The 23,588-nt window shown below is 68.9% G+C and carries 25 protein-coding genes; 17 read left to right on the forward strand and 8 right to left on the reverse strand.

The genetic code is table 11. The features are described from left to right. Positions 1–5 precede the first annotated feature (5 nt). The 6 genes from cbiB to CY658_RS26230 all read left to right on the forward strand — a co-directional run bounded on the left by cbiB (position 6) and on the right by CY658_RS26230 (position 4,344). The gene (gene cbiB, locus CY658_RS26205) at positions 6–986 is read left to right on the forward strand and encodes an adenosylcobinamide-phosphate synthase CbiB (protein ID WP_101492974.1); all 981 of its coding nucleotides are present in this window, start codon (positions 6–8) and stop codon (positions 984–986) included. After that, positions 983–1,993, forward strand: a complete 1,011-nt coding sequence (locus tag CY658_RS26210; protein WP_101492975.1) for an aminotransferase class I/II-fold pyridoxal phosphate-dependent enzyme — start codon at positions 983–985, stop codon at positions 1,991–1,993. Before cbiB ends, CY658_RS26210 begins: the two co-directional genes overlap by 4 nt. A 53-nt stretch (positions 1,994–2,046) precedes the next feature. Beyond that, positions 2,047–2,400, forward strand: coding sequence for a CidA/LrgA family protein (locus CY658_RS26215; RefSeq protein ID WP_099796764.1), 354 nt, complete (start codon positions 2,047–2,049; stop codon positions 2,398–2,400). Further along, complete coding sequence (locus CY658_RS26220) at positions 2,397–3,125, forward strand: LrgB family protein (protein ID WP_101492976.1); 729 nt, start codon at positions 2,397–2,399, stop codon at positions 3,123–3,125. Before CY658_RS26215 ends, CY658_RS26220 begins: the two co-directional genes overlap by 4 nt. A 43-nt stretch (positions 3,126–3,168) precedes the next feature. After that, positions 3,169–3,633, forward strand: a complete 465-nt coding sequence (locus tag CY658_RS26225; protein ID WP_101492977.1) for an OsmC family protein — start codon at positions 3,169–3,171, stop codon at positions 3,631–3,633. A gap of 84 nt (positions 3,634–3,717) precedes the next feature. Continuing rightward, the gene (locus tag CY658_RS26230) at positions 3,718–4,344 is read left to right on the forward strand and encodes an FMN-binding negative transcriptional regulator (RefSeq protein WP_101492978.1); all 627 of its coding nucleotides are present in this window, start codon (positions 3,718–3,720) and stop codon (positions 4,342–4,344) included. A gap of 19 nt (positions 4,345–4,363) precedes the next feature. On the opposite strand, the gene CY658_RS26235 is transcribed toward CY658_RS26230, so the two are convergent. Then, positions 4,364–5,278 (reverse strand): LysR family transcriptional regulator, encoded by a 915-nt coding sequence (locus tag CY658_RS26235; protein WP_101492979.1) that lies wholly within the window; start codon positions 5,276–5,278, stop codon positions 4,364–4,366. A gap of 181 nt (positions 5,279–5,459) precedes the next feature. Here CY658_RS26235 and CY658_RS26240 point away from each other — a divergent pair, with 181 nt between their 5' ends. The 4 genes from CY658_RS26240 to CY658_RS26255 all read left to right on the forward strand — a co-directional run bounded on the left by CY658_RS26240 (position 5,460) and on the right by CY658_RS26255 (position 12,582). Further along, a complete protein-coding gene (locus CY658_RS26240; RefSeq protein ID WP_101492980.1) occupies positions 5,460–6,341 on the forward strand; it encodes an alpha/beta hydrolase in 882 nt (293 codons plus the stop codon). Between the two features lie 155 nt (positions 6,342–6,496). Beyond that, on the forward strand, positions 6,497–7,750 hold the full coding sequence (locus CY658_RS26245) for an efflux RND transporter periplasmic adaptor subunit (RefSeq protein ID WP_101492981.1): 1,254 nt from the start codon (positions 6,497–6,499) through the stop codon (positions 7,748–7,750). Positions 7,751–7,790: 40 nt separating this feature from the next. Beyond that, entirely contained in the window at positions 7,791–11,063 is a 3,273-nt protein-coding gene (locus CY658_RS26250) for an efflux RND transporter permease subunit (protein ID WP_101492982.1), read from the forward strand. Positions 11,064–11,088: 25 nt separating this feature from the next. Then, positions 11,089–12,582 (forward strand): efflux transporter outer membrane subunit, encoded by a 1,494-nt coding sequence (locus CY658_RS26255; RefSeq protein ID WP_101492983.1) that lies wholly within the window; start codon positions 11,089–11,091, stop codon positions 12,580–12,582. Between the two features lie 16 nt (positions 12,583–12,598). Here CY658_RS26255 and CY658_RS26260 read toward each other — a convergent pair whose 3' ends face one another. Then, positions 12,599–13,144, reverse strand: a complete 546-nt coding sequence (locus CY658_RS26260; protein WP_101492984.1) for a MarR family winged helix-turn-helix transcriptional regulator — start codon at positions 13,142–13,144, stop codon at positions 12,599–12,601. A gap of 134 nt (positions 13,145–13,278) precedes the next feature. Between CY658_RS26260 and CY658_RS26265 the strand changes: the two genes are divergently transcribed. Continuing rightward, the gene (locus tag CY658_RS26265; RefSeq protein WP_101492985.1) at positions 13,279–14,268 is read left to right on the forward strand and encodes a tripartite tricarboxylate transporter substrate-binding protein; all 990 of its coding nucleotides are present in this window, start codon (positions 13,279–13,281) and stop codon (positions 14,266–14,268) included. A gap of 10 nt (positions 14,269–14,278) precedes the next feature. Here CY658_RS26265 and CY658_RS26270 read toward each other — a convergent pair whose 3' ends face one another. Next, a complete protein-coding gene (locus CY658_RS26270; protein ID WP_101492986.1) occupies positions 14,279–14,509 on the reverse strand; it encodes a hypothetical protein in 231 nt (76 codons plus the stop codon). Positions 14,510–14,601: 92 nt separating this feature from the next. Between CY658_RS26270 and CY658_RS26275 the strand changes: the two genes are divergently transcribed. From CY658_RS26275 to CY658_RS26290, 4 genes are read left to right on the forward strand one after another with little or no spacing between them, the layout of a single operon-like run. Further along, entirely contained in the window at positions 14,602–16,068 is a 1,467-nt protein-coding gene (locus CY658_RS26275) for a cobyric acid synthase (RefSeq protein ID WP_101492987.1), read from the forward strand. Next, positions 16,065–17,108 carry a nicotinate-nucleotide--dimethylbenzimidazole phosphoribosyltransferase gene (gene cobT / locus CY658_RS26280; protein WP_101492988.1) on the forward strand — a complete coding sequence of 348 codons (1,044 nt, stop codon included), beginning with the start codon at positions 16,065–16,067 and terminating at the stop codon, positions 17,106–17,108. The genes CY658_RS26275 and cobT overlap by 4 nt, the downstream gene beginning before the upstream one ends. Next, positions 17,105–17,899 carry an adenosylcobinamide-GDP ribazoletransferase gene (locus tag CY658_RS26285; protein WP_101492989.1) on the forward strand — a complete coding sequence of 265 codons (795 nt, stop codon included), beginning with the start codon at positions 17,105–17,107 and terminating at the stop codon, positions 17,897–17,899. The genes cobT and CY658_RS26285 overlap by 4 nt, the downstream gene beginning before the upstream one ends. After that, complete coding sequence (locus CY658_RS26290) at positions 17,896–18,465, forward strand: histidine phosphatase family protein (protein WP_101492990.1); 570 nt, start codon at positions 17,896–17,898, stop codon at positions 18,463–18,465. The genes CY658_RS26285 and CY658_RS26290 overlap by 4 nt, the downstream gene beginning before the upstream one ends. A 10-nt stretch (positions 18,466–18,475) precedes the next feature. On the opposite strand, the gene CY658_RS26295 is transcribed toward CY658_RS26290, so the two are convergent. From CY658_RS26295 to CY658_RS26310, 4 genes are read right to left on the reverse strand one after another with little or no spacing between them, the layout of a single operon-like run. Next, the gene (locus CY658_RS26295; protein WP_101492991.1) at positions 18,476–19,330 is read right to left on the reverse strand and encodes an Ivy family c-type lysozyme inhibitor; all 855 of its coding nucleotides are present in this window, start codon (positions 19,328–19,330) and stop codon (positions 18,476–18,478) included. Positions 19,331–19,351: 21 nt separating this feature from the next. Beyond that, positions 19,352–19,999: an endonuclease III gene (gene nth / locus CY658_RS26300; protein ID WP_101492992.1), complete on the reverse strand. Its 648-nt coding sequence runs from the start codon at positions 19,997–19,999 to the stop codon at positions 19,352–19,354. Continuing rightward, positions 19,996–21,333 (reverse strand): type II toxin-antitoxin system HipA family toxin, encoded by a 1,338-nt coding sequence (locus CY658_RS26305; RefSeq protein ID WP_101492993.1) that lies wholly within the window; start codon positions 21,331–21,333, stop codon positions 19,996–19,998. The genes nth and CY658_RS26305 overlap by 4 nt, the downstream gene beginning before the upstream one ends. Continuing rightward, the gene (locus CY658_RS26310) at positions 21,327–21,590 is read right to left on the reverse strand and encodes a helix-turn-helix domain-containing protein (protein ID WP_101492994.1); all 264 of its coding nucleotides are present in this window, start codon (positions 21,588–21,590) and stop codon (positions 21,327–21,329) included. The genes CY658_RS26305 and CY658_RS26310 overlap by 7 nt, the downstream gene beginning before the upstream one ends. A gap of 131 nt (positions 21,591–21,721) precedes the next feature. Here CY658_RS26310 and CY658_RS26315 point away from each other — a divergent pair, with 131 nt between their 5' ends. Then, the gene (locus tag CY658_RS26315; protein WP_101492995.1) at positions 21,722–22,909 is read left to right on the forward strand and encodes an aminotransferase-like domain-containing protein; all 1,188 of its coding nucleotides are present in this window, start codon (positions 21,722–21,724) and stop codon (positions 22,907–22,909) included. Positions 22,910–22,919: 10 nt separating this feature from the next. Here CY658_RS26315 and CY658_RS26320 read toward each other — a convergent pair whose 3' ends face one another. Further along, entirely contained in the window at positions 22,920–23,147 is a 228-nt protein-coding gene (locus CY658_RS26320; protein WP_056581383.1) for a hypothetical protein, read from the reverse strand. 111 nt (positions 23,148–23,258) lie between these two features. On the opposite strand from CY658_RS26320, the gene CY658_RS26325 reads away from it, so the two are divergent. Then, on the forward strand, positions 23,259–23,585 hold the full coding sequence (locus CY658_RS26325; RefSeq protein WP_101492996.1) for a DUF6172 family protein: 327 nt from the start codon (positions 23,259–23,261) through the stop codon (positions 23,583–23,585). Positions 23,586–23,588: the final 3 nt, after the last annotated feature.

The raw sequence follows: 23,588 nt of genomic DNA on the forward strand, positions 1-23,588 counted from the left end.
CTTCCATGCCCGCGCTCGATCCTTTCACCGTCTTCGCCCTCGCGCTGGTCGCCGCCTTGTGGCTGGCGCTGGCCGTCGACCGCTGGCTGGGCGAGCCGCCCGCGCCGCTGCATCCGGTCGTGTGGATGGGCCGCTACCTGGACTGGATCGGCAGCCGCCTCGCGCCGCGCGCCGCCGACGCGAAGCCGCGTGACCTGCCGGGCTTTGCCATGGGCGCGCTCGGCTGGTGCGTCGGCGCGATGGCCGCGTTCGCCGTCGCGTCGGCGGTGCAGAGCCTGGCGATGCAATGGCTGCCGGTCTGGGCGATGGCCGTGGTGCTCGGACTCGCGTTCAAGCCGCTCTTTGCATGGCGCATGCTGCGCGACGAGGTGCTGGCGGTCGAGGCCGCGCTCGGCGAATCGCTCGACGCGGGCCGCGCACGGCTCGCGCGCCTCGTGAGCCGCGACGTCTCGGTGCTGAGCGAGCGCGAGGTGCGCGAGAGCGCCATCGAATCGCTGGCCGAGAACCTCAACGACTCGCTGGTAGCGCCCGTGTTCTGGTTCGTGCTGTTCGGCCTGCCCGGCGCGGCGCTCTACCGCTTCGCCAACACCGCCGACGCCATGTGGGGCTACCGCGGCGAACGCGGCGGTCGCGACTGGACCTGGTTCGGCAAGTGGGCCGCACGCGCCGACGACGTGCTCTCGTGGCTGCCCGCGCGCCTCACCGTGCTGCTGCTGGCGCTTGCGGCGGCCCGCTGGCCGCGCGGCGTGGTCCGTGAGGCGCGCCGTACCCCGTCGCCCAACAGCGGCTGGCCGATGGGCGCGATGGCGCTGCTGCTGGGTGCGCGGCTGGCGAAGCCGGGCGTCTATGCGCTGAACGGGGAAGGGCGCGCCGCCACGTCGACCGACACCGCGCGCACCGCACAACTCGGCGAGCGTGCGGCGTGGGGGCTGGCGGTGATCGCCTCGCTGGCGATGCTGTCGCCGCTGTTGGCGAGGTGGGCATGACGAATCAATCCATGGTGCACGGCGGCCCCGACGAGACGGGCGCCGCGCCGCACGACTTCTCGACCAACGGCAACGCGGTGGGCTCGTGTCCCGCCGTGCTGGCGGCATTGCGCGAGGCCGACGCGGCGCACTATCCCGATCCGCGCTACACCGCACTGCGCGCTGCGCTCGCCGATTTCCACGGCGTGGCCGTGGAGCGCATCGGGATCGCCGCGAGCGCGAGCGAATTCATCCACCGCATCAGCGCGGTCGTGGCACAAAGCGGTGGCGGAGATGTCTGGCTGCCCGCGCATAGCTACGGCGACTACGAACGCGCGGCCGGGGCCTGGGGCCTCGGCGTGCGGCGCGCGCCCGAAGAGGCCGAAGGCGCCGCGCTGCGCTGGTGCTGCGAACCGTCGAGCCCTTTCGGCCAGCCGCAGCCGGACATCGCGCAGCATGCCGCGAGCGATGCGGTCTGCGTGCTCGACATGGCCTACGAACCGCTGCGCCTCGAAGGCCAGCCCTCGCACGACGACGCGCAGCGCGACCGCGTCTGGCAGCTGTGGACACCGAACAAGGCCATGGGCCTCACCGGCATCCGCGCTGCCTACGCCATCGCGCCTGCGAACAGCGACGTCGCCGGGCCGCTGCTGGAGCGGCTCGAACGCCTCGCGCCGTCGTGGCCGCTGGGCACGCACGGCGTGGCGCTGCTCACGACCTGGACTACCGACGAAGCGCAAGGCTGGCTCGCGCGCAGCCTCGACATCCTGCGCGACTGGAAAGCGCGGCAGCGCGCCGTGTGCGAATCGCTCGGTTGGGAGGTGCAGCCCGGCGACGCCAACTTCTTCGGCGCACGGCCTGACACGCCATACCCGCCCCGTGCCGCCGCGCTGCGCGCCGAGGGCATCAAGCTGCGCGACTGCGCCTCCTTCGGCCTGCCGGGGCACCTGCGCCTGGGCGTGCTGCCGCCGGCCAGCCAGCAGGCCTTGAAGGCCGCGTGGGCACGGGCTGCACGACACAGCGGCTGAACGCACCTCGCACCACAATAGGGCCGTCGCAAAAAAGGAAAACAACGAGGCCCATGCTCTACGCCATCACCACGCTCTTTCTGTGCCAGCTCGCGGGCGAACTGCTCGTGCAGTGGCTGTCGCTGCCGATCCCCGGTCCGCTGATCGGCATGCTGCTGCTCTTCGTCGGCCTGCTCGTGCGCGGCGGCGTGCCGGAAGCGCTGACCGACACCTCGGGCCATCTGCTGCGCAACCTGATGCTGCTGTTCATCCCGGCGGTGACCGGCGTCATGCTGCATTTCGAGCGCGTGGGGCGCGAGTGGCTGCCGTTCCTTGCGGCCGGTGTCGTGGGCGGCGCCTTCACCATGGCGGTGACTGCGCTCACGCTGCGCTGGATGATCCGCATCACCGGCAAGGACGCTGAATGAACGCGCCCGCCAAGCTCTCTGAAATCTGGGTCTTTCTCGCCCAGTCGCCGCTGCTGTGGCTGTCGCTCACGCTGCTGGCCTATCTGGGCGCGCTGTGGCTGCATGCGCGCAGCGGGCGCAATCCGATGGTCAACCCGGTGCTGGTGTCGGTGATCGTCATCGTGGGCGTGTTGCTGCTCACGCGCACGCCTTACGACACCTACTTCGAGGGCGCCAAGTTCGTCCACTTCCTCATCGGCCCGGCCACCGTGGCGCTGGCCGTGCCGCTGTACAGCCAGGTCGGTCGCCTGCGGCGCCTGTGGCTGCCGATCGGCGTGGCGCTGCTGGTGGGCTCGGTGGCTGCCATCGCCTCGGCCATCGGCATCGGCTGGGTGCTCGGTGGTTCGCACGAACTGCTGATGTCGCTCGCGCCCAAGTCGGCCACCATGCCGATCGCGATGGGCGTGGCCGAAAAAATCGGCGGCCTGCCGTCGCTGGCGGCCGTGGCTGCAGCCATCGCCGGCATCTCGGGCGCGATCATGGCCACCGGTTTGCTGAACCTTCTGCGCATCAAGGAACCCGCGGTGCGCGGCTTCGCCGTCGGCATGGCGGCGCACGGCATCGGCACCGCGCGGGCCATCCAGGTGAACGAAACCGCGGGCGCGTTCTCGGCGCTCGCGATGGGGCTCAACGGCATCGCGACCGCGCTGCTGGTGCCGCTGATCGTGAAGCTGATGAGCGTCTGACATTCGATCATTCATTCCATCCATCCATCGAGGAGCACGACCCATGTCCGAGTACACCGCCGAAATCGTCTGGGAGCGCGGCGACCAGGACTTCCTGGCCAACACCTACAGCCGCCACCATGTGCTGCGCTTCGATGGTGGTGCCGAGGTGCCGGGCTCTTCGTCGCCGCACGTGGTGCCGCTGCCGTTCTCCGATGCGTCGGCCGTCGATCCGGAAGAGATGTTCGTGGCCTCGCTGTCCAGCTGCCACATGCTGTGGTTTCTCACGATGGCGGTGAAGCGCAAGTTCGTGGTCGACCGTTATGTCGACGCGGCCACGGGGGTGATGGAGAAGAACGCCGAGGGAAAGATGGCGATGACTGTGGTCACGCTGCGTCCGCAGGTGAGCTTTTCGGGCGAGAACCTGCCGACGCGGGAGCAGGTCGCGCACTTACATCACCGGGCGCATGAGGAATGCTTCATTGCGAACTCGGTGAAGACTGACGTGCGGTGCGAGCCGGTCTACTGACGCCGGGGTGACCTCCATGCGACTGTGAGGGAGGGGAGGGAGCGCAATACTTGGCGGGCATCGATCCCCCGAAAGGTTCTCCCCGTGCACATCCAGCCCTTGTTCGCCATCGAAGCACGCGATGAGCTTCACCGGCTCATGCGCGCTTATCCGCTGGCCACGCTCTTCACGGTCGCGGGCACCTCGGTCGATGCCAACCTGTTGCCGCTGGAAGTGATCGACCGCGGCCCGCACGGCGCGCTGGCAGGCCACGTGGCTCGCAGCCATTCGCTATGGACCAGCGAGGCGCGCAACGGTTGCGACGTCACGGTCGTGTTCCAGAGCCCGAACGCGTTCATCTCCCCGCGCTGGTACGTCAACGGCCAGCGCAGCGGGCGCTTGGCGCCGAGCTGGAACTACATCGCGGTGCAGGCGACGGGGCGCTTGCGGTTCATTGAAGACGGCGCCTGGCTGCGCTCGCACCTCGAAGCGCTGACACAGTCGCAGGAAGCAAATCGCGAAGAGCCTTGGTCGCTCGCCGATGCATCGCCCGAGTTCGTCGACGACGCGCTGCAGCGGCTGGTCGGATTCGAGATCGACATCCTCGCGCTGACCGGCAAGCGCTTTCTTTCGCAGCAGCGCACCGAGGCCGACCGGCGCAGCCTGGTCGAGCACCTGGGGCGGGAAGCATCACCCTCGGCGCGTGCGCTGGCAGCGTTGATCCAGCCCTGAAGGCTGAGAAGAGGGCCCCTCAGCGCTTCTGCAACCGTGGATTCTTCGCAAACAGATCCGCCGCCCAGTCCACAAACGCCCGCACCTTCGCGCTCAGGTGCCGGTTCGGCGGGTACACCACGTGGATCGGCAGCGGGTCGCGCTGCCAGTCGGCCAGCACCTCGACGAGTTCGCCGCTTTCCAGCAGTGGCTCGGCCGTGAAGGTGATGCACTGCGACAGGCCAAAGCCCGCGAGCACGGCCGTCATGTGCGCGTTGCTCTCGTTGACCGACACACGGTAGGGGCCGTTCAGCTCGATGTACTCGTCGCCCTTCTTGAACTCGTGCGGGTACACGCGCCGGGTGGTGCCCGAGAAGTAGCTCACGACGTGGTGGCGCTTCTCGATGTCGTTGGGATGCTGCGGCGCACCATAGCGCTTGATGTAGGCCGGCGAGGCCACGGTGACGAAGTGCAGGGTGCCGATGCGGCGCGCCACCAGCGACTGGTCGCTGAGTTCACCCGCGCGGATCACGCAGTCGACGTTGTCGCTGATCAGGTCGACGGTGCGGTCGCTCACACCCAGGTCGACCTGGATGTCGGGGTAGCGGTCGCAGAAGCTGGCCAGGTTGGGCAGGATGATCTGCTGCGCCACCGAGGTGCCCACGTCGATGCGCAGCCGCCCCGTGGGGTTGGCCTGCGCATTCGTCATGCTGGCTTCCATGTCGTCGAAGTCGTTCAGCAGCCGTGCGGCGCGCTCGAAGTAGGCGGCGCCGTCGGGCGTGACGGTGACGCGCCGCGTCGTGCGGTTGAGCAGCTTCACGTGCAGGCGCGCTTCCAGCGCCTGGATCTGCTTGGTGACGGTGCCCTTGGGCAGGGCCAGAGAGTCGGCGGCACGGGTGAAGGTGCCGGCTTCCACCACGCGGACAAAGATCCGCATTGCCTGGATTTGATCCATCGAGTGCCTGTTCAGGGAGACCGGCTTATGCCGGAAGGAGGCGGATTCTCACACAAGGGACGCACCCCTATGGTGTGTCCGATTGTTCTCCGTTTGGAAACAGAGTAGGGCTGTGTTTCCTGTTTCAACGCGCATGTAGCGCCTTATATTTCAACCATCGCCCATATCCCTGAGGTCGCCCATGTCACCCCGTCCATCGTCCCGGTCCGCTGAAGCTGCTGCGCTTGCCGCGGCACAAGGCGTGGAGTCCGATCTGTCGATCGAGCTGCCCGGCCGCGAGCCCGTGGCTGCCCGTGTCTACGGTCAGCGTCCGCGGGGCGAGACCGTGCCGCTGGTGCTGCACTTCCATGGCGGCACCTTCATCTGCGGCAACCTCGACAACGGCCGCAACGTGGCCCGGCTGCTGGCCGGCGCGGGTGCGGTGGTGGTGTCGCTCGACTACCCGCTGGCCCCGGCGGCCCCGTTCCCGGAGCCGGTCGAGGTGGGTTATGCGGCGCTCGAGTGGCTCTACAAGCAGCGCGTGAAGCTCGGCGGCAAGGGCGCCCAGGTGTACCTGGCCGGCGAAGAAGCCGGCGGCAACCTGGCAGCCAGCGTGGCGCTGGTGGCCCGCGACCGCGCCCATCCGCCGCTGGCAGGCCAGATCCTGCTGTCGCCCATGCTCGACCCGTGCGCCGGCACCGCCTCGCTGCGCAATGCCACGAACGACGAGGCCGAGTGCCGCTGGGCCACGGGCTGGGCCAAGTATTTGAGCTGTCCCTCGAACGCCACGCACCCCTACGCGGTGCCGAGTGGATCGTTGCGGCTGGCCTCGCTCGCACCGGCGCTGGTGCTGGTGGGGCCCGACGACGCGATGCGCGACGAGGCCATGACCTTCGCAGGCCGGCTGCGGTCGGCGGGCATCGAGGTCACGAGCAGCGTGCTGACCGGCGCCGACAACTGGCCCAAGGCGCTGTACGACACCGAGGCCGTGGGATGCGCATCCTGCGAAGCCAGCGTGCAGCAGCACTTCCGCGAGTTCTTCAGCGCCACCACACCGCCCCCGGCGGTCCCTGAGCCCAGCTAGACCCGCGAGGGTCCGCTCCGCCCCCTGAACCAAGCCGCCGCCTCCACCGAGGCGGGTGGCAGGGCTTTCTGTTCTCTGAATTCCGCCTCCTGACGCCGCCGGCGCCGGGATGGCCTGTTGCATCCCGAAAAAGTCATCGAGAAGGACGAACCATCATGTCGAACAAGAACGAACAATTGCTGTCTTCCGCCGCCCGCAAGGGGTTGTGGCCCGCCGTGACCGGCCTCACCGCGGTGCTGGCCGTGGCCGCCGCGGTGGTGGGCATGTACAGCTTCAAGGCCGAGGCGACCGCCCCGGTGGCCGCGCAACAGGGCACACCGGTGTCGGTCGCCACCGTGGCGTCGAGCGAGATCAACGCCTGGGACGAGTTCTCGGGCCGCCTCGAAGCCGTGGAGCGCGTCGATGTGCGCTCCCGCGTGGCAGGCGCCGTGCAGTCGGTGCACTTCCGCGAAGGCGCGCTGGTGAAGCAGGGCGACCTGCTGATCACCATCGACCGCGCACCGTACGTTGCCGAGGTGGAGCGTGCCGAAGCGCAGGTCGCCTCGGCGCAAGCCCGCCAGGCCTTCAGCCGCAGCGAGCAGGAACGTGCCAAGCGCCTGTGGGACGAGCAGGCCATCGCGCAGCGTGAACTCGACGAGCGCGTGAACGCCGGCCGCGAAGCCGAAGCCAACCTGCGCGCCGCGCAAGCCTCGCTGCAGACCGCACGCCTGAGCCTGGGCTACACCCAGGTGCGCGCACCGGTGTCGGGCCGCATCGGCAAGCTCGAAGTGACCGTGGGCAACCTGGTCGCCGCGGGCCCCGGCGCGCCCGTGCTGACCACGCTGGTGTCGGTGAGCCCGATCTACGCGAGCTTCGACGCCGACGAGCAGGTCATCACCCGCGCCCTGAAGGACCTGCCGGCCAACGCCGGCGCCCGCGGCCAGATCGACACGATCCCCGTGCAGATGGGCACCGCCGGCCTCGAAGGCACGCCCTTCACCGGCAAGCTGCAGCTGATCGACAACCAGGTCGACGCCCGCAGCGGCACCGTGCGTGTGCGTGCTTCGTTCGACAACAAGGACGGCGCGCTCATTCCCGGCCAGTTCGCCCGCATCCGCATGGGCCAGGCCCGCAACGACACCGCGCTGCTGGTGAGCGAGCGTGCCATCGGCACCGACCAGAACAAGAAGTTCGTGATGGTCGTGGGTGACGACAACAAGGCCATGTACCGCGAGGTGACGCTGGGCGGGCCCATCAACGGCCTGCGCGTGGTGAGCAAGGGCCTGAAGGCCGGCGATCGCGTGGTGGTGAACGGCCTGCAGCACATCCGCCCGGGTGCGCTGGTGGTGCCGCAGACCGTGACCATGGACGCCAAGGCGGACACGAAGCAACAACAACCGGAACGCGTGGCCGAGGCCGCGAAGTCCTGATTTCGGAGGAGGGCGCCCTGGCGCCCGCCGGAGAACCAACATGAATCTCTCAAAATTCTTCATCGACAGGCCGATCTTTGCCGGCGTGCTGTCGCTACTGATGCTGATCGCGGGCCTGATTGCGCTGCGCGGCCTGCCGATCTCGGAGTACCCGGAAGTCGCGCCGCCTTCGGTGGTGGTGCGCGCAACGTACCCCGGCGCCAACCCGAAGGTGATCGCTGAAACGGTGGCCACGCCGCTCGAAGAGCAGATCAACGGCGTCGAAGGCATGCTCTACATGGGCAGCCAGGCGACGACCGACGGCGTGATGACGCTCACCGTCACCTTCCGCCTCGGCACCGATCCCGACAAGGCCCAGCAACTGGTGCAGAACCGCGTCTCGCAAGCCGAGCCGCGCCTGCCCGAAGAAGTGCGGCGCCTCGGTATCACGACCGTCAAGAGCGCGCCCGACCTGACGATGGTGGTCCACCTCGTCTCGCCGAACAACCGCTACGACATCAACTACCTGCGCAACTACGCGGTGCTGAACGTGAAGGACCCGCTGGCGCGCATCGAAGGCGTGGGCCAGGTGCAGATCTTCGGCGGCGGCGACTACTCGATGCGCGTCTGGCTCGACCCGCAGAAGGTCGCGCAGCGTGGCCTCTCGGCTTCCGACGTGGTGGCTGCGATCCGTGGCCAGAACGTGCAGGCCGCGGCCGGCGTGGTCGGCGCTTCGCCGGGCCTGTCGGGCGTGGACATGCAGCTGTCGATCAATGCGCAAGGGCGCCTGCAGAGCGAAGAAGAGTTCGGCGACATCATCGTCAAGAGCGGCACCGACGGCGCCGTGACCCGCCTGCGCGACATCGGCCGCCTCGAAATGGGTGCCGCCGACTACTCGCTGCGTTCGCTGCTGAACAACGACCCGGCCGTCGGCATGGGCGTGTTCCAGGCCCCGGGCTCCAACGCGCTCGACATCTCGTCCAACGTTCGCAAGACGATGGAAGAGCTCAACAAGAACATGCCGGAAGGCCTGGAATACCGCATCGCCTATGACCCGACGCAGTTCGTGCGTGCGTCGATCGAGTCGGTGATCCATACGCTGCTCGAAGCCATCGCGCTGGTGGTGCTGGTGGTGATCCTGTTCCTGCAGACGTGGCGCGCCTCCATCATTCCGCTGCTGGCCGTGCCGGTGTCGGTGATCGGTACCTTCGCGGTGCTGCATGTGCTGGGTTTCTCGATCAACGCGCTGAGCCTGTTCGGGCTGGTGCTGGCGATCGGCATCGTGGTGGACGACGCCATCGTGGTGGTGGAGAACGTCGAGCGCAACATCGAGGCCGGGCTCACGCCGCGTGAAGCCACGTACCGTGCGATGCGCGAAGTGTCGGGCCCCATCATCGCCATCGCGCTGGTGCTCGTGGCCGTGTTCGTGCCGCTGGCGTTCATCAGCGGTCTCACGGGCCAGTTCTACAAGCAGTTCGCGGTGACCATCGCGATCTCGACGGTGATCTCGGCCATCAACTCGCTGACGCTGTCGCCGGCTCTGGCAGCACTGCTGCTGCGCGGCCACGACCAGCCCAAGGACGCATTGACGCGCGGCATGGACAAGGCCTTCGGCTGGCTGTTCCGCGGCTTCAACAAGTTCTTCCATCGCGGCTCCGAGGCCTACAGCGGCGGCGTCAAGCGCGTGATCTCGCGCAAGACGCTGATGCTGGTGATCTACCTGGCGCTGGTCGGCGTGACCTTCGGCCTCTTCAAGGCGGTGCCCAGCGGCTTCGTGCCGGCGCAGGACAAGCAGTACCTCATCGGTTTTGCCCAGCTGCCCGACGGCGCCACGCTCGACCGCACGGAAGAGGTGATCACCCGCATGGGCGAGATCATGAAGAAGAACCCGAACGTGGAAGACGCCATTGCCTTCCCGGGCCTGTCGATCAACGGCTTCACCAACAGCTCGAACTCGGGCATCGTGTTCGCCACGCTCAAGCCCTTCGACCAGCGCAAGCGCGAAGACCAGAGCGGTGGTGCGGTGGCGGGCCAGCTCAACGGTGCGTTCTCGAGCATCCAGGACGCGTTCATCGTGATGTTCCCGCCGCCGCCGGTGGCAGGCCTGGGCACGACCGGCGGCTTCAAGCTGCAGATCGAAGACCGCGCCTCGGTCGGCTACGACCAGATGGACGTCGCGGTGAAGGCCTTCATGGCCAAGGCGTATGCAGCGCCCGAGCTGACGGGCATGTTCACGAGCTGGCAGGTCAACGTGCCGCAGCTGTATGCCGACATCGACCGCACCAAGGCGCGCCAGCTCGGTGTGCCGGTGACGGACATCTTCGACACGATGCAGATCTACCTGGGCAGCCTGTACGCCAACGACTTCAACAAGTTCGGCCGCACGTACTCCGTGCGCGTCCAGGCCGATGCGCCGTACCGCGCCCGTGCCGAAGACGTCGGCATGCTGAAGGTGCGCTCGACGAGTGGCGAAATGGTGCCGTTGGCCGCGCTGATGAAGGTCAACTCGACCTTCGGCCCGGAACGCGCCATGCGCTACAACGGCTACCTGGCCGCCGACATCAACGGCGGCCCGGCCCCCGGCTATTCGTCGGGCCAGGCGCAGGACGTGATCACCAAGATCGCGGCCGAGACGCTGCCCAAGGGCGTGAGCTTCGAGTGGACCGAGCTGACGTACCAGGAAATCCTGGCCGGCAACTCCGCCTTCCTGGTGTTCCCGCTGGCGATCCTGCTGGTGTTCCTGGTGCTGGCTGCGCAGTACGAAAGCCTGACGCTGCCGATCGCGATCATCCTGATCGTGCCGATGGGCATCATGGCCGCGATGGCGGGCGTGTGGATCTCGGGGGGCGACAACAACGTCTTCACGCAGATCGGGCTGATCGTGCTGGTGGGGCTGAGTGCGAAGAACGCGATTCTGATCGTGGAGTTCGCACGGGAGCTGGAGTTCGCCGGACGCACGCCCATTCAGGCCGCGATCGAAGCGAGTCGCCTGCGCCTGCGCCCCATCTTGATGACCTCGCTGGCCTTCGTGATGGGTGTGCTGCCCCTGGTGCTCTCGACCGGTGCCGGCTCCGAGATGCGCAAGGCGATGGGCGTGGCGGTGTTCGCCGGAATGATCGGCGTGACGGCCTTCGGCCTGTTCCTGACGCCGGTGTTCTATGTGCTGATGCGCCGCCTGGCGGGCAACCGGCCGCTCAAGCTGCACGGCGAAGTGCCGCACGGCGACGACTTCGTGTCGGCCGACCATCCCGTGGCGCCTTCGCACGGTGGCGGTGGTGGCGGTCTGCACCCGGTGCCGGCCTCGCCGCGCCCCTCGCATGGCGCGCATGACTGATCGACAAGAAGAAAGAAGGTTTTCCATGACATTCGGAATCCCAACCCTGATGCGCCCCTTGCGCACCGCGATGCTGCCGCTGGTGGCGGCCCTCGTGCTGGCCGGTTGCGCCAGCGTGCCTTCGGGCATGCCCTCGGTGCCGACCGCGGCCCAGTTCAAGGAACAGCCGCAGCAGCAACCGGGCGCCACGGCGCCGGCCGGCTTCACCCGGGCCACGCCCGCCGAGGCGCAACCGCGCGGCGAATGGTGGCTGGCGTTCAACGACCCGGTGCTCAACACGCTGATCGAGCGTGCCGCGGTCGACAACGCCAACATCCAGGCCGCCGCCGCGCGGCTGGCTGAGGCCCGCGCGCTGGCACGCAGCGCGCAGGCCGACCGCCTGCCGCAGATCGGCCTGGGCGCCGGCGCCAACCGCGGTGCGGGCCTGGACAAGGCCACGGCCAGCACCCGGCCCGGCACCATGACCAACATCGGCGCCACGTTCTCGTACGAGGTCGACCTGTTCGGTCGTCTCTCGGGCGCGGCCGATGCGGCCAAGCTCGACGCGGCGGGCCGCGAGGCGCTGCTGCAGAGCACCCGGCTCGCGGTGCAGGCCGAAGTGGCGCAGACCTACCTGCAACTGCGCGCGCTCGACGCCGAGCGCGTGCTGGTGCGCGAATCGGTCGCCGCCTACCGCGACACGCTGCGCCTGACGCAGCGCCGCCAGCAGGCCGGCGACATCGCCGAGCTCGACGTGGCGCGCGTGCAGACCGAGGTGTCGTCCACCGAATCGGACGCGCTCGCGCTCGACCGCCAGCGCGCCCAGGTGGAACATGCGCTGGCCGTGCTGGTGGGCGATTCGGCCTCCAGCTTCGGCATGCGGCCCGACGACTGGGGCACCGCGCTGCCGGTGATCCCGCCGGGCGTGCCGTCCACCGTGCTCACGCGCCGGCCCGACGTGTCGGCCGCGCAGAGCGCTGTCATGGCGGCGCAGGCCCGCGTGGGCGTGGCGCAGACCGCGTGGTTCCCGAACATCTCGCTGACCGGCGCGGCCGGCTACGCCTCGCCCGAGATCGGCGACCTGTTCAAGTGGTCGGCGCGCTCGTGGGGCGTGGGCGCGCTGCTGTCGCTGCCGATCTTCGACGGCGGCCGCCGCGAGGCCGGCGTGCAGGGCGCCAATGCCCAGCTCGACGGTGCGCTCGCCAGCTACCGCTCGCAGGTGCTGGTGGCGTTCCAGGAGGTCGAAGACCAGCTGGCCGCCATCCGCATCCTGCAGGAGCAGTCGGTGGTGCAGGCGCAGGCCGTGACTTCGGCACAGCGCGCCACCAGCCTGTCGGACACGCGCTACCGCAACGGCTACGTGAGCCAGCTCGACTTGCTCGACGCGCGCCGCAGCGAGCTGCGCAACCGGCGCCAGGCGCTGCAGGTGAAGTCGGCGCAGTACCAGGCGACCGTGGGGCTGATCCGCGCCATCGGTGGCGGCTGGGAAGTGCCGGGCGCCGTGGCCTCGGCCGACGGCGCGCGCGGCCCGCAGAGCTGAGCGGGCCCCGCAGGCCCTACGCGCCCCGCATCGGCCAGCGGTGGCGCGTGCCGCCCGAACGGCGGTCGGCCTTTTCGGGCACCAGGCCTTGCGCGCTCAGCGCGCTGCCGCGCTGCTCGAGCCGCTGCAGGCATTGCAGCAGGACCTCGATGTGCGCGGGGTCCATGCCTTCGAGCAGGCCGGTGTTGAGGTCGGCGACCCGCGAGAACAGGTCGTCATAGAGCTGGCGTCCTGCCGGGCTCAGTTGGACATGCACTTCGCGGCGGTCCTTGGCGTCCCGGCGCCGTTCCACCAACTGCTTTTCGACCAGGCTGCCCAGTCCGCGCGAGGTGCGCACGCGGTCCAGGTTCAGTTGCTCCGACAGCGTGGAGGAGGTGATCTCTCCGGTCTGCGCGAGCGTGCCGATCATTCCCCATTCGCGGCGCGTGATGCCGAAACCGCCTTCGACAAGGCGCGTGGCCATGCCGCTGCCGGCGCGCGCGGCGCGCGAGAGCCGGTAAAGCAGAAGGTCGTCGAGGGTGCGGGGCGCGAGCAGCGCGGCCGCGTCGGGGAAGGCTGGCACGGAAGAACTCACGGGTGCAGGGTGTGGTGGCGCCGCCTCGGCGGGCAATGATGGATTAGATCAACTATTTGTTACCTGAATATAAACAACGTAACAAAAGCCGGCCACCTGCCGCCGGCGATACAGGAGATCCCATGCCCTTTCTTTGGTCCCGGCGAAGCCTCGCCGCCAGCTGCCTCGCGCTCGCGATCGGTGGCGCCGTGGTGCCCGCGCAGGCACAGACGCCAGCGCCCGCGCTCGAGGGCCCGCTCACGCTGGTCGTCGGCTACGCGCCCGGCGGCAGCACCGACCGGATCGCGCGGCTCATTGCCGAGCGCCTCGGCCCCCAGCTCGGCGTGGCGGTGACGGTGGAGAACCGTGCGGGCGAGGGCGGCCGTCTGGCGGCCAAGCAATTGCGGCGCGCGCCCGCGAGCGAGAACGTGCTGATGCTCGGCAACCCCGCCGTGATGATGGTGGCGCCCCTGGTGCTCAAGGACGCCGGCTACGACCCCGACAAGGACTTCGTGCCGGTCACGCAGGTCAGCAGCTACGACTTCGCGCTGGCCGTGGGTCAGAAGCTGCAGCTCGACCGCGCGATGTTCCTCGTGGGCCGGCTCTGGGCGCATCCCGAGGAGGCGGTGTTCGGCGTGCCGGCAACGGGCAGCCTGCCGCACTTCTTCGGCCTGATGGTGGGCGATGCCTTGAGCGTGCAGCCGCAGATCAAGGGCTACGGCGGCTCGGCGCCGCTGCTGGCCGACCTGAGCGGTGGTTCGCTGCCGATCGCCATCGACACGCTGGACTCGCTCTATGCGCAGCACGTGGCCGGCAAGATCCGCATCCTGGCCGTGTCGGGCAAGAAGCGCGCGAGCTTCGCGCCCGCGGTGCCGACCTTCCGCGAGGCCGGCATGAAGATCGATGCCGACGGCTGGAACACCTTCTTCGCGCCGAGCAGCATGCCGCCGGCCAAGGTGCAGTTGCTGGCCAGCAAGATCCGCGAGGTGATGCAGGACCCGGGGCTGCAGAAGGCGGCCGATGCGCTGTACATCCGGCCGGTGGTCAGCAGCAATGCCGAGACCGTGCAGATGCTCAAGGCCTACCGCCAGCAGTGGGAGCCGGTGGTGCGGCGTTCGGGCTTCTCGCCCTGACGGCGCAGGCTCAGTCGCCGGCGTCGGGTGAGGCCATGGCGCTGAGCTTCTGCAACTGCGCCACGCCCATCGCCAGCGCGTTCGAATAGCTGCCTTCGGCGCGCACGGCCCGGCGGTAGACGCGGTAGTCGAGCGCCTCGGCGTCGCCGTCGCCGTTGTCCTGCGCTTCGAGCAGGACCCAGCGGAACCGGCCCGGTTCGGTTTCTTCGACGGTGAGCGCCAGGTGGTTGAGGGCGGACATGATTTTCCGGAGGCAGCCCGAAGGGGCCGCCTCCCTTGGTACGTCTGAGTCGGCCTTCCGGTTTCAGTTCGGCGCTCAACGACAATCCTCCGATGAGTTCTAGAGCGACAAACGGGCCGGCGCGCTGCGTCATGGTCCTGGGCACCACGAGCGGCGCCGGCAAGAGTTGGCTGGCCACCGCGCTGTGCCGCTGGTATGCCCGCCAGGGGTTGCGGGTGGCGCCGTTCAAGGCGCAGAACATGAGCAACAACGCCCGCGTGGTCGAGGGCGGCGAGATCGGCAGCGCCCAGTACTTCCAGGCCCTGGCCGCCAACGCCGTGCCCGATGTGCGCATGAACCCGCTGTTGCTCAAGCCCGAGCGCGACACCCACAGCCAGGTGGTGCTGATGGGGCAGGTGAGCGAATCGCTCTCGACCCTGCCGTGGCGCGGGCGCAGCGAACGCGTCTGGCCGCAGATCGTGCAGGCCTTCGACGAGCTGCGCGCCGAGAACGACGTGGTCGTGATCGAAGGCGCCGGTTCGCCGGCCGAGATCAACCTCATGGCCAGCGACATCGTCAACATGCGCGTCGCCCGCCATGCGCAGGCGCGCTGCCTGCTCGCGACCGACATCGACCGCGGCGGCGCCTTCGCCCATCTTTACGGCACCTGGGCTTTGTTGCCCGAGGCTGACCGGGCGCTCATCCAGGGCTTCGTGCTCAACAAGTTCCGGGGCGACGTCTCGCTGCTGGCGCCCGCGCCGCAGCAGTTGCAGGAGCTGACCGGCGTGCCCACCGTGGCCACGCTGCCGATGTGGTGGCAGCACGGCCTGCCCGAGGAAGACGGCGTGTTCGACGACCGCAGCCGCGCCAGCGGCGTGGTCACGCGCACCGTGGCGGTGGTCGCGTACCCGCGCCTGAGCAACCTCGACGAATTCCAGGCGCTGAAGAACGTGCCCGGCGTGCGCCTGGTCTGGGCTCGCACGCCCGCCGACGTGGCGGGCGCCGACTGGATCGTGCTGCCCGGCTCCAAGCACACGAGCGGCGACCTGGCCTGGCTGCGTGCGCAGGGGTTGGACCGCGCGGTGGCCGAGCACGCCGGGCGCGGCGGCGCGGTGCTGGGCGTCTGCGGCGGACTGCAGATGCTGGGCGAAGCGCTGGTCGATCCGCACGGCATTGACGGCAACGCGCCCGGGCTCGGCCTGCTGCCGCTCGTGACTGTGTTCGAGCGCGAGAAGACCGTGCGGCACCGCGAGGCGACCTTTTCGGCCGACCTGGTCGACGGCCCGTGGGCCGCGCTGTCGGGCGTGCGCATCGCCGGCTATGAAATTCACCACGGCCAGACGGCCGCCCATCCGCAACTGGCCCACGACGGCCGTGCCGTGATGCCCGAGGGCCTGGCTTGGCAGAACGCGCGCGGCAACGTGCTGGGCCTGTATCTGCACGGCCTGTTCGAAGACCCGGCCGCGCTGCAGGCGCTGTTCGGCACCACGGCGCCCACGCTGGACGCCACCTTCGACGGCCTGGCCGACTTCATCGACACCCACTTCGACGCCGGCGTGCTCGCCGGCCTGATCGCATGACCGACACCGACCTGATTCCCTCCGTTCCCGACATTGCCGACGCCGCACTCGCGGCGCGCCTGCAGGCCGCGCTCGACAACAAGACCAAGCCGGTCGGCGCACTGGGCCGCCTCGAAGCGCTGGCGCTGCGCATCGGCGCCATCCTCGGCACCGAGCAGCCCGTGCTCGACGCGCCGCAGATGCTGGTGTGCGCGGGCGACCACGGGCTGGCGGCGCGCGGCGTGTCGGCCTACCCGAGTGACGTGACCTGGCAGATGCTCGAGAACTTCCTGGCCGGCGGTGCGGCCGTGAGCGTGCTGGCGCGCCAGCACGGCCTGGCGCTCACCGTGGTCGATTGCGGCGTGCGGCGCGACTTTCAGCCGCGACCCGGTCTGGTGTCGCGGCGCATCGCCGCCGGCACGGCCGACGCCTCGGCCGGCCCCGCCATGACGCACGAACAGTGCGCCCAGGCCATCGCCAACGGCCGCGAGGTGGTGCGCGCGCTGCCGGGCAACGCGCTGCTGCTCGGCGAAATGGGCATCGGCAACAGCTCGTCCGCGGCGCTGCTGTTGTCGCGCCTGGCCGGGCTGGAGATCGGCCTGTGCACCGGCGCCGGCACGGGGCTCGATGCCGACGGCCTCGCACGCAAGCGCGAGGTGCTGCGCGAGGTGCTCGCACTTCATGCCGGCGCGACCACGCCGCTCGAGGCACTGGCCGCGTTCGGCGGCTTCGAGGTGGCGACGCTGGTCGGCGCGGTGCTGCAGGCGGCGCAGGAGCGGCGCGTGATCGTGGTCGATGGTTTCATCGCCAGCGCCGCCGTGCTGGTCGCGCAGGCGATCCGCCCGCAGGTGACGCAGCGCTGCGTGGCGGCGCACAGCTCGGCCGAGCCGGGGCATGTGCTGCTGCTGAAGCATCTCGGGCTCGAGCCCTTGCTGAACCTCGACCTGCGGCTGGGCGAAGGCTCGGGCGGCGCGCTGGCGTGGCCGTTGCTCGAATCGGCCTGTCGCATCCTGCGCGAGATGGCGAGCTTCGAATCGGCGGGCGTGTCGCGCCAGCAATGAACGGCGTGCGCCATTTCCTGCTGGCCATCCAGTTCTTCACCCGGGTGCCGGTGACCGGGCGGCTCGCTGCCTGGGTCGGCTTCAGCCCGCAGATGCTGCGCGCTGCCGCGGCGCACCTGCCGGCCATCGGATGGATTGCGGGCGGGGTGGCCGCAGCGGTGTTCGTGGCAGTGGGTGCCGGCCTGCCCGGCGTCGGCGGGGCCTTCGCGGCGGCTGTGCTGAGCACTGTCGCCACTGTGATGCTCACAGGCGCTTTTCACGAAGACGGCTTGGCCGACGTGGCCGACGGCCTCGGCGGTTCGGCCAACCGTGAGCGGGCGCTGGAGATCATGAAGGACTCGCGCATCGGCGCTTTTGGCGCGGTCGCGCTGGTGCTGGCACTGGGCCTGAAGTTCGGCCTGCTCGCTGCGCTGGCCGCGCGCGGTCTGGATGTGGTGGCGGTGTCCATCGTTGGCGCGCATGTGCTGTCGCGGCTGGTGCCGCTGTTCCTGATCCGCTGGTTGCCTTATGTGGGCGACAGCAGCGGCAGCAAGGCCAAGCCGTTGGCCGACGCGATCAGCGGCGGTGCGCTGCTCGTCGCCGTGCTTTGGGCCGCGCCCGCCGTGGCGCTGCTGCTGTGCGCGCACGACGCGGTGCATGTGGGTGTGGCGCTCGTACTGCTGGTGCTCGCGGGCGGCTGGATGGCACGGCTTTTCGTGCGTCGCCTGCAGGGCTTCACTGGGGATGGGCTCGGCGCCACGCAGCAGGTGTGCGAACTGGCGATCTATCTGGCATTGGCGTGGAAGGCATGAGCATGGCGACGGCCCAGCTCTGGCTGCAGCGCCACGCGCCGGTGATCGCGCCGATGGGCCTGTGCTACGGCGCCACCGACCTCGACGCGCACGCTGACGGCACGCAGGCAGCGGCCGAGCGCATCGCGTCGGAGCTGCCGGCCGGCATCGTGCTGTGGAGTTCGCCGCTGCGGCGCTGCACCCTGCTGGCGGACGCCATCGCCGCGCTGCGGCCCGATCTGACGGTGCGCCGCGATGTACGCCTGGCCGAGATGAATTTCGGTGCCTGGGAAGGGCGCCTGTGGTCTGCCGTGGCCCGCGAAGAATTCGAGGCCTGGACGAATCGCTTTGCCGATGCCCCGGCCGGCGGTGACGGCGAGAGCGTGCGCGTCTTCATGCAGCGCGTGGCCTCGGCGCATGCCGACTGGCTGGCGACCGGCGCGGATGCGCTGTGGGTCACGCATGCGGGCGTGCTGCGGGCTGTGCAGTTGCTGTCGCAGGGTGTGTCGTGCCCTGAGCGGGCCGATCAATGGCCCAACGACGCGGCGGCTTTCGGCGACTGGCGCGTGGTCGCGGCGCCGATCTGAGGGAATCTCGTCAGTTCTTGGCGCGCCACTGCTCGCGCCAGAGCCGGTCGAGCTGCCCCGCGAACTGCGGCGAAGGCCCGCCCACGAGCTGGTTCTGCCCGTTGCGCTGCACCAGGCCATAGAGCCGGCCCGACCCCTGGTCGTAGAGCGCGATCGCGTTGTGGTCGAAGCAATCATGCGGCTTGCAGAAGGCATGCAGCAGGTAGCGCGTGCCGTCCACTGTCACCCATTGCGGTTCGGGCGCCGGACCTTCGCGGCGCACCAGCCAGCGCTCGGTTTCGCGCGTGCCCAGCGCGGCGCGCCAGGCCTTGTCCATCGCGGGGCCCCGGGCGAGGGCGGCCGGGCTGCCCGTGGCCGGTGCCGGTGGCTTGGCCGCGGCAGCAGGTTCGGCGGGCGGCGTTGCAGCGCGTGCCGCGCCGTCGCAGCGCCAGTAGCGTGGCTTCACCAGCTCCGGCCCCAACTGGCCCATGACCGGCTTGTCGGCCTTCAGCGTGATCGACTGGCCGCGCGCATCGCGAAAGACCAGAAAATTCAGCATCGCGTGGTCGCCCTTGTCCACACGGCTCATCAGCGCCACATCGAAGTTCGGCGGCGGCGCCTGGTTGCCGAAGAAGCTGTGCGCCGTGTCCGGCTCGCGGCCCACGACGCGGCGCTTGCCGCGCTCGGCGATCAGCATGTCTTCGCGCACCTGCAGCGTCGGCGCTGCTGCGTCGGCGCAGTTGGACGACCAGCGCCCGCCGTAGAGCGCCATCGTCTCCGGTGGCAGCACGCCGTCGCGCGACCAGGCGGTGCCCGCACTGCACAGTGCCGCGAGCAGGAGGAGGGCGGCGGGTGGTGTCGTCTTGAAGATCGTTGTTGTCGTCATGTGCGATGTGTGTGGTGCCGCTCAGGCGGTCTTGGGTGCCGGCGTCTTGGGCTTGAACGAGCAGAAGGTGGAGACCGCGCATTCCCAGCAGCGCGGCTTGCGCGCCACGCAGACATAGCGCCCATGCAGGATCAGCCAGTGGTGCGCGTGCAGGCGGTACTCGGGTGGGATGCGCTTTTCGAGCTTGAGTTCCACGTCCAGCGGCGTCTTGCCGGGCGCAAGTCCGGTGCGGTTGCCGATGCGGAAGATGTGCGTGTCGACCGCGATGGTCTCTTCGCCGAAGGCCACGTTGAGCACCACGTTCGCCGTCTTGCGCCCGACGCCCGGCAGCGCCTCGAGCTCGGCGCGCGTGCGCGGCACCTCGCCGCCGTGCAGCTCGACCAGCATCCGGCAGGCCTCGGTCAGGTGCTTGGCCTTGCTGCGGTACAGCCCGATCGTCTTGATGTACGACTCCAGCCCTTCCACTCCGAGGTCGAGGATCGCCTGCGGCGTGTTCGCCACCGGATAGAGCCGGCGCGTCGCCTTGTTCACCCCCACGTCGGTGGCCTGCGCCGACAGCAGCACTGCGGCCAGCAACTCGAAGGGTGTGGTGTATTCGAGCTCCGTGCGCGGCTCGGGGTTGGCGGCCTGCAGGGTCGCGAAGAAGAGGGGGATGTCGGATTTTTTCATGGGGCTTGGGAGGCGACGGCAAGGCGCTTGGCATTGGCTTTCATGCCGTCGAAGATGGCGCTCGCCACCTGTTCGGGGAATTGAGGGGGCAGTTGCGCTTCGACGCGTGCAATGACGCCTGGCACCGCATCGATGAGGTCCGCGCGCAGGGCCTGTGCATCGCCCAGGCCCGCGAGTTTGGCGATGACGTCCCAGTGGCGCGGCTGGATGTCGGCCAGCTTCCAATGCGCGTTGCGCCCGCGGATCGCCATGGCGAGCTTGGCCTTGTGCCAGCTGATGTGATTCGGGCCCGCGCCGATGACCGGCCACGCGGACAGCACGTCGTACAGCGGCGCGAGGCGGTAGCCGCCGCCGCGCTCCAGGAAGATCGAGAAGTTCTTCGCGTGGCCGTCGGTGGCGGCGAGCAGCCAGAACAGCATCTGCGCTTTCACGAAGTGGAGCTTGTCGGCGGCTGCCTGCGTGCTGCCATCGAGCACGCGCAGGATCTCGCGCATGCCGGGGCCGCCGTCCGCTTCATATTTCAGCGTGCCCGGCGCGCCGAGGGCCTGGCAGAAATCTTCCTGCGGCAGCCGTGCAATCCATTCCCGCGGTGTGCTCGCGTGCTGCATGGCGCGATCGAAGCGACGCACCACGAGGACCTTGCGCGCGCCGAACACTTCGATGCCGCAATGCGCCACGGGCAGGCCGAAGGCCTCGACGATGCGCGAGCAGAGCCATTCGTTCTCGACCGACGAATGCATGTCAGCGCGCATGTTCCCGACCAGCCCCAGCGGCAGCTTGAGGATGTGGGTGGTCGGCGTGGCGCCCATGGGCCGGTACCAGCGGTCGTCTTGTTGCAGCAGCGCGGTTTTTTCCTGCGCGCCGGCGATGGAAATGCGGAACTCCTCGTCGTCCCGCTGGCCCAGGACATGGCCCGATGACAGCGAGGCGTCGATGGCGCGTTCGACGCCGGCCTCGTCGAGCGGTTCGGCTTCGATGCGATCGAAACCGACGGGCGATTCGCCCTGCGGCATCAACTGCACCGCGCCCACGCAGTCGCGGCCGATGGCGCCGAGCAGGTCGAAGGCGCCGATGCTGCGCGTGGCGAACTTCAGCCGCAGCCGTTCGCGAATGGCATCGTTGTCGGGGAGCAGGTTGTCGAAGTAGTTGCGCACCACCTCGCCGCGATGCACCGCATTGCCCGGCATGAACGGCAACGACAACGAGATGCGGCGCGCGGCGGGCGAGGCCACCCACGCTTCGGCGTACTGGAACCGATGCTCGCCATCGCGCACCTCCCAGTCGCCCACCTTCTGGCCGTTGGTCCAGACGGTCAGCGCGTGCGTGGCTACCACTGCGCCTCTCCAGCGGCCGGGGTGGCGGGCTGCGATGCCGGCACTTCCTCGAGCACGAAGCGATAGCCCATGGCAGCGGCCAACCTTGCCATCTGGTCGAAACTGGTGACGCCGGGCTCGGCCTCGATGCGGGCGATCCGCTTCTGGCTGACGCCCAGGCGCGTGCCGAGTTCTGTCTGCGTCAGCTGGCTCGATTGCCGCAAGGCTTTGAGCAGGGTGCGTAGCTGCTGTGGCGTTTCGATCGGGTAGGTGGTCATGATTACTACCTTTAAGGGGTAATTTCAGAATACTCCATTTGAGTAGTAAATTCAAGAAACTACCTGTGGGTCGTAAAGTACCGCGCGCCTTCCCGACAGACAATAGCGCCCAGAAAGTGAGACTGACCATCATGCAATTCGCCTCCCGCCTCGACAACGTCGAAACCTCCGCCATCCGCGAACTCTTCAAGCTGCTGGGCAAGCCCGGCATCATCAGTTTTGCGGGCGGCTTTCCCGACAGCGCCATGTTCGACGTCGAGGGCCTGAAGGAGGCGAGCCAGAAAGCGCTCACCGAAGAGGCCGGCGGGGCCCTGCAGTACGGCGCCACCGAAGGCTACGAGCCGCTGCGCAACCAGCTCTCCGATTTCATGAAGACCAAGGGCGTCGACGTCGACCCCAGCGGCCTGATCGTCACCACCGGCAGCCAGCAGGCGCTGGACCTGCTGGGCAAGACCATGATCTCGCCCGGCGACAAGGTGATCGTCGAAGGCCCGACCTTCCTGGCGACCATCCAGTGCTTCCGCCTGTACGGCGCGCAACTCATCAGCGCGCCCATCGACGCCAACGGCGTGAAGACCGACGAGCTCGAGAAGCTCATCGCCGAGCACAAGCCCAAGTTCGTCTACCTGATCCCGACTTTCGGCAACCCCAGCGGCGCGATGCTGACGCTGGAGCGTCGCAAGAAGGTGCTCGAACTGGCCGTGAAGTACCAGACGCTGATCGTCGAGGACGACCCCTACGGCGACCTGTACTTCGGTGAAGCGCCGCCGCCGTCGATCATGTCGCTGAGCAAGGGCGTGCCCGGCAGCCGCGAGCTGCTGGCGCATTGCGGCAGCCTGAGCAAGGTGCTGAGCCCAGGCCTGCGCATTGGCTGGATGATCGCGCCGCCCGAGCTGCTGGCCAAGGCGACGATGTGCAAGCAGTTCAGCGACGCCCACACCAGCACCTTCGCGCAAGCCACGGCCGCGCAGTACCTCAAGAGCGGTCGCATGCCCGGCACACTGGCGCATGTGCGCGAGGTTTACGGCCAGCGTGCGCAAGCGATGGGTGCGGCGCTGACGCGCGAGCTGGGCGATGCGGTGAGCTTCACGCAGCCCAACGGCGGCCTGTTCTTCTGGGCGCGCCTCACGGGCGCCAACGGCAAGCTGGCGGATGCCAACGAGCTGGCCAAGCGTGCGATCGAGAAGCTGGTGGCCTTCGTGCCCGGCGCGCCGTTCTTCGCCGAGAAGCCCGATGTGGCGACCTTGCGCCTGAGCTTTGCGACGGCCGACATCGCGAAGATCGAAGAAGGCGTGAAGCGCCTCGGCCAGGCCCTGTAAACGCTGACGTTCAGGGGGACCGGTGCAGGCGAGGTGCTGCCAGCAGGTCCAGGTTCTCTGAAATGGCCGCATCCACGTTCGGATAGCGGCCTTTCATTTTGGAGAGCGTCATGATGGTCTGCAGCGCCTTCAGGTCCTTGACCGAGGGCGCGACCTTGATCTGCGCGATCGCCGCCGGGGCGTTGCCGCCGTTCACCAATGCCATCACCTTGCTTGCCCAGTCGTTTGCGCGTGCCATGCTTTCACCTGTAATCCGTTGAATGCGCCGACTGTACACAGCGGCCAGACCCGTGAAGGGCCTGCCATCGCCGCCGGGCCGCCCCAAGGCGGGGCCGGGTTACCATCGACCATGAGAAAAACCTTCCAGCTTCAGGTCGAGGGCAAGCACCCCGACCGTCACCTCGAAGCCGTCAAGCACGAGATCCGCAAGTACATCAAGCGCGAGCGCCGCCGCGACCTGCCCGAAGGCGCCGACTTCTGGGACTTCGACTGCAAGTTCGGCACCGCCCAGGAATCCGCCGAAACCATCCACCTCACGGCCATCACCGGCCTCATCGACGGTGTGGTGAAAGAGGGCGGCAAACAGTTCTACATCGAGATCCTGGCTAAGCCCGGCAAGCGCCAGCCGCGGCCCGCGGGTGCGCCCGAACACACCGAGAACGACGACGAGGAATAAACC

This window comes from Variovorax sp. RO1, from assembly GCF_002849325.1.
Classification (GTDB): Bacteria; Pseudomonadota; Gammaproteobacteria; order Burkholderiales; family Burkholderiaceae_C; genus Variovorax.

Excerpts from the sequence above, each read along its gene's own strand:
- CY658_RS26325 (WP_101492996.1), top strand. The coding sequence starts at position 23,259 with ATGAGAAAAACCTTCCAGCTTCAGGTCGAGGGCAAGCACCCCGACCGT.
- CY658_RS26225 (WP_101492977.1), top strand. The coding sequence starts at position 3,169 with ATGTCCGAGTACACCGCCGAAATCGTCTGGGAGCGCGGCGACCAGGAC.
- CY658_RS26215 (WP_099796764.1), top strand. The coding sequence starts at position 2,047 with ATGCTCTACGCCATCACCACGCTCTTTCTGTGCCAGCTCGCGGGCGAA.
- cbiB (WP_101492974.1), top strand. The coding sequence starts at position 6 with ATGCCCGCGCTCGATCCTTTCACCGTCTTCGCCCTCGCGCTGGTCGCC.
- CY658_RS26285 (WP_101492989.1), top strand. The coding sequence starts at position 17,105 with ATGAACGGCGTGCGCCATTTCCTGCTGGCCATCCAGTTCTTCACCCGG.
- cobT (WP_101492988.1), top strand. The coding sequence starts at position 16,065 with ATGACCGACACCGACCTGATTCCCTCCGTTCCCGACATTGCCGACGCC.
- CY658_RS26270 (WP_101492986.1), bottom strand. The coding sequence starts at position 14,509 with ATGTCCGCCCTCAACCACCTGGCGCTCACCGTCGAAGAAACCGAACCG.
- CY658_RS26290 (WP_101492990.1), top strand. The coding sequence starts at position 17,896 with ATGAGCATGGCGACGGCCCAGCTCTGGCTGCAGCGCCACGCGCCGGTG.
- CY658_RS26235 (WP_101492979.1), bottom strand. The coding sequence starts at position 5,278 with ATGGATCAAATCCAGGCAATGCGGATCTTTGTCCGCGTGGTGGAAGCC.
- CY658_RS26310 (WP_101492994.1), bottom strand. The coding sequence starts at position 21,590 with ATGACCACCTACCCGATCGAAACGCCACAGCAGCTACGCACCCTGCTC.
- CY658_RS26320 (WP_056581383.1), bottom strand. The coding sequence starts at position 23,147 with ATGGCACGCGCAAACGACTGGGCAAGCAAGGTGATGGCATTGGTGAAC.
- CY658_RS26210 (WP_101492975.1), top strand. The coding sequence starts at position 983 with ATGACGAATCAATCCATGGTGCACGGCGGCCCCGACGAGACGGGCGCC.
- CY658_RS26255 (WP_101492983.1), top strand. The coding sequence starts at position 11,089 with ATGACATTCGGAATCCCAACCCTGATGCGCCCCTTGCGCACCGCGATG.
- CY658_RS26275 (WP_101492987.1), top strand. The coding sequence starts at position 14,602 with ATGAGTTCTAGAGCGACAAACGGGCCGGCGCGCTGCGTCATGGTCCTG.
- nth (WP_101492992.1), bottom strand. The coding sequence starts at position 19,999 with ATGAAAAAATCCGACATCCCCCTCTTCTTCGCGACCCTGCAGGCCGCC.
- CY658_RS26295 (WP_101492991.1), bottom strand. The coding sequence starts at position 19,330 with ATGACGACAACAACGATCTTCAAGACGACACCACCCGCCGCCCTCCTC.
- CY658_RS26245 (WP_101492981.1), top strand. The coding sequence starts at position 6,497 with ATGTCGAACAAGAACGAACAATTGCTGTCTTCCGCCGCCCGCAAGGGG.
- CY658_RS26220 (WP_101492976.1), top strand. The coding sequence starts at position 2,397 with ATGAACGCGCCCGCCAAGCTCTCTGAAATCTGGGTCTTTCTCGCCCAG.
- CY658_RS26265 (WP_101492985.1), top strand. The coding sequence starts at position 13,279 with ATGCCCTTTCTTTGGTCCCGGCGAAGCCTCGCCGCCAGCTGCCTCGCG.
- CY658_RS26315 (WP_101492995.1), top strand. The coding sequence starts at position 21,722 with ATGCAATTCGCCTCCCGCCTCGACAACGTCGAAACCTCCGCCATCCGC.
- CY658_RS26250 (WP_101492982.1), top strand. The coding sequence starts at position 7,791 with ATGAATCTCTCAAAATTCTTCATCGACAGGCCGATCTTTGCCGGCGTG.
- CY658_RS26240 (WP_101492980.1), top strand. The coding sequence starts at position 5,460 with ATGTCACCCCGTCCATCGTCCCGGTCCGCTGAAGCTGCTGCGCTTGCC.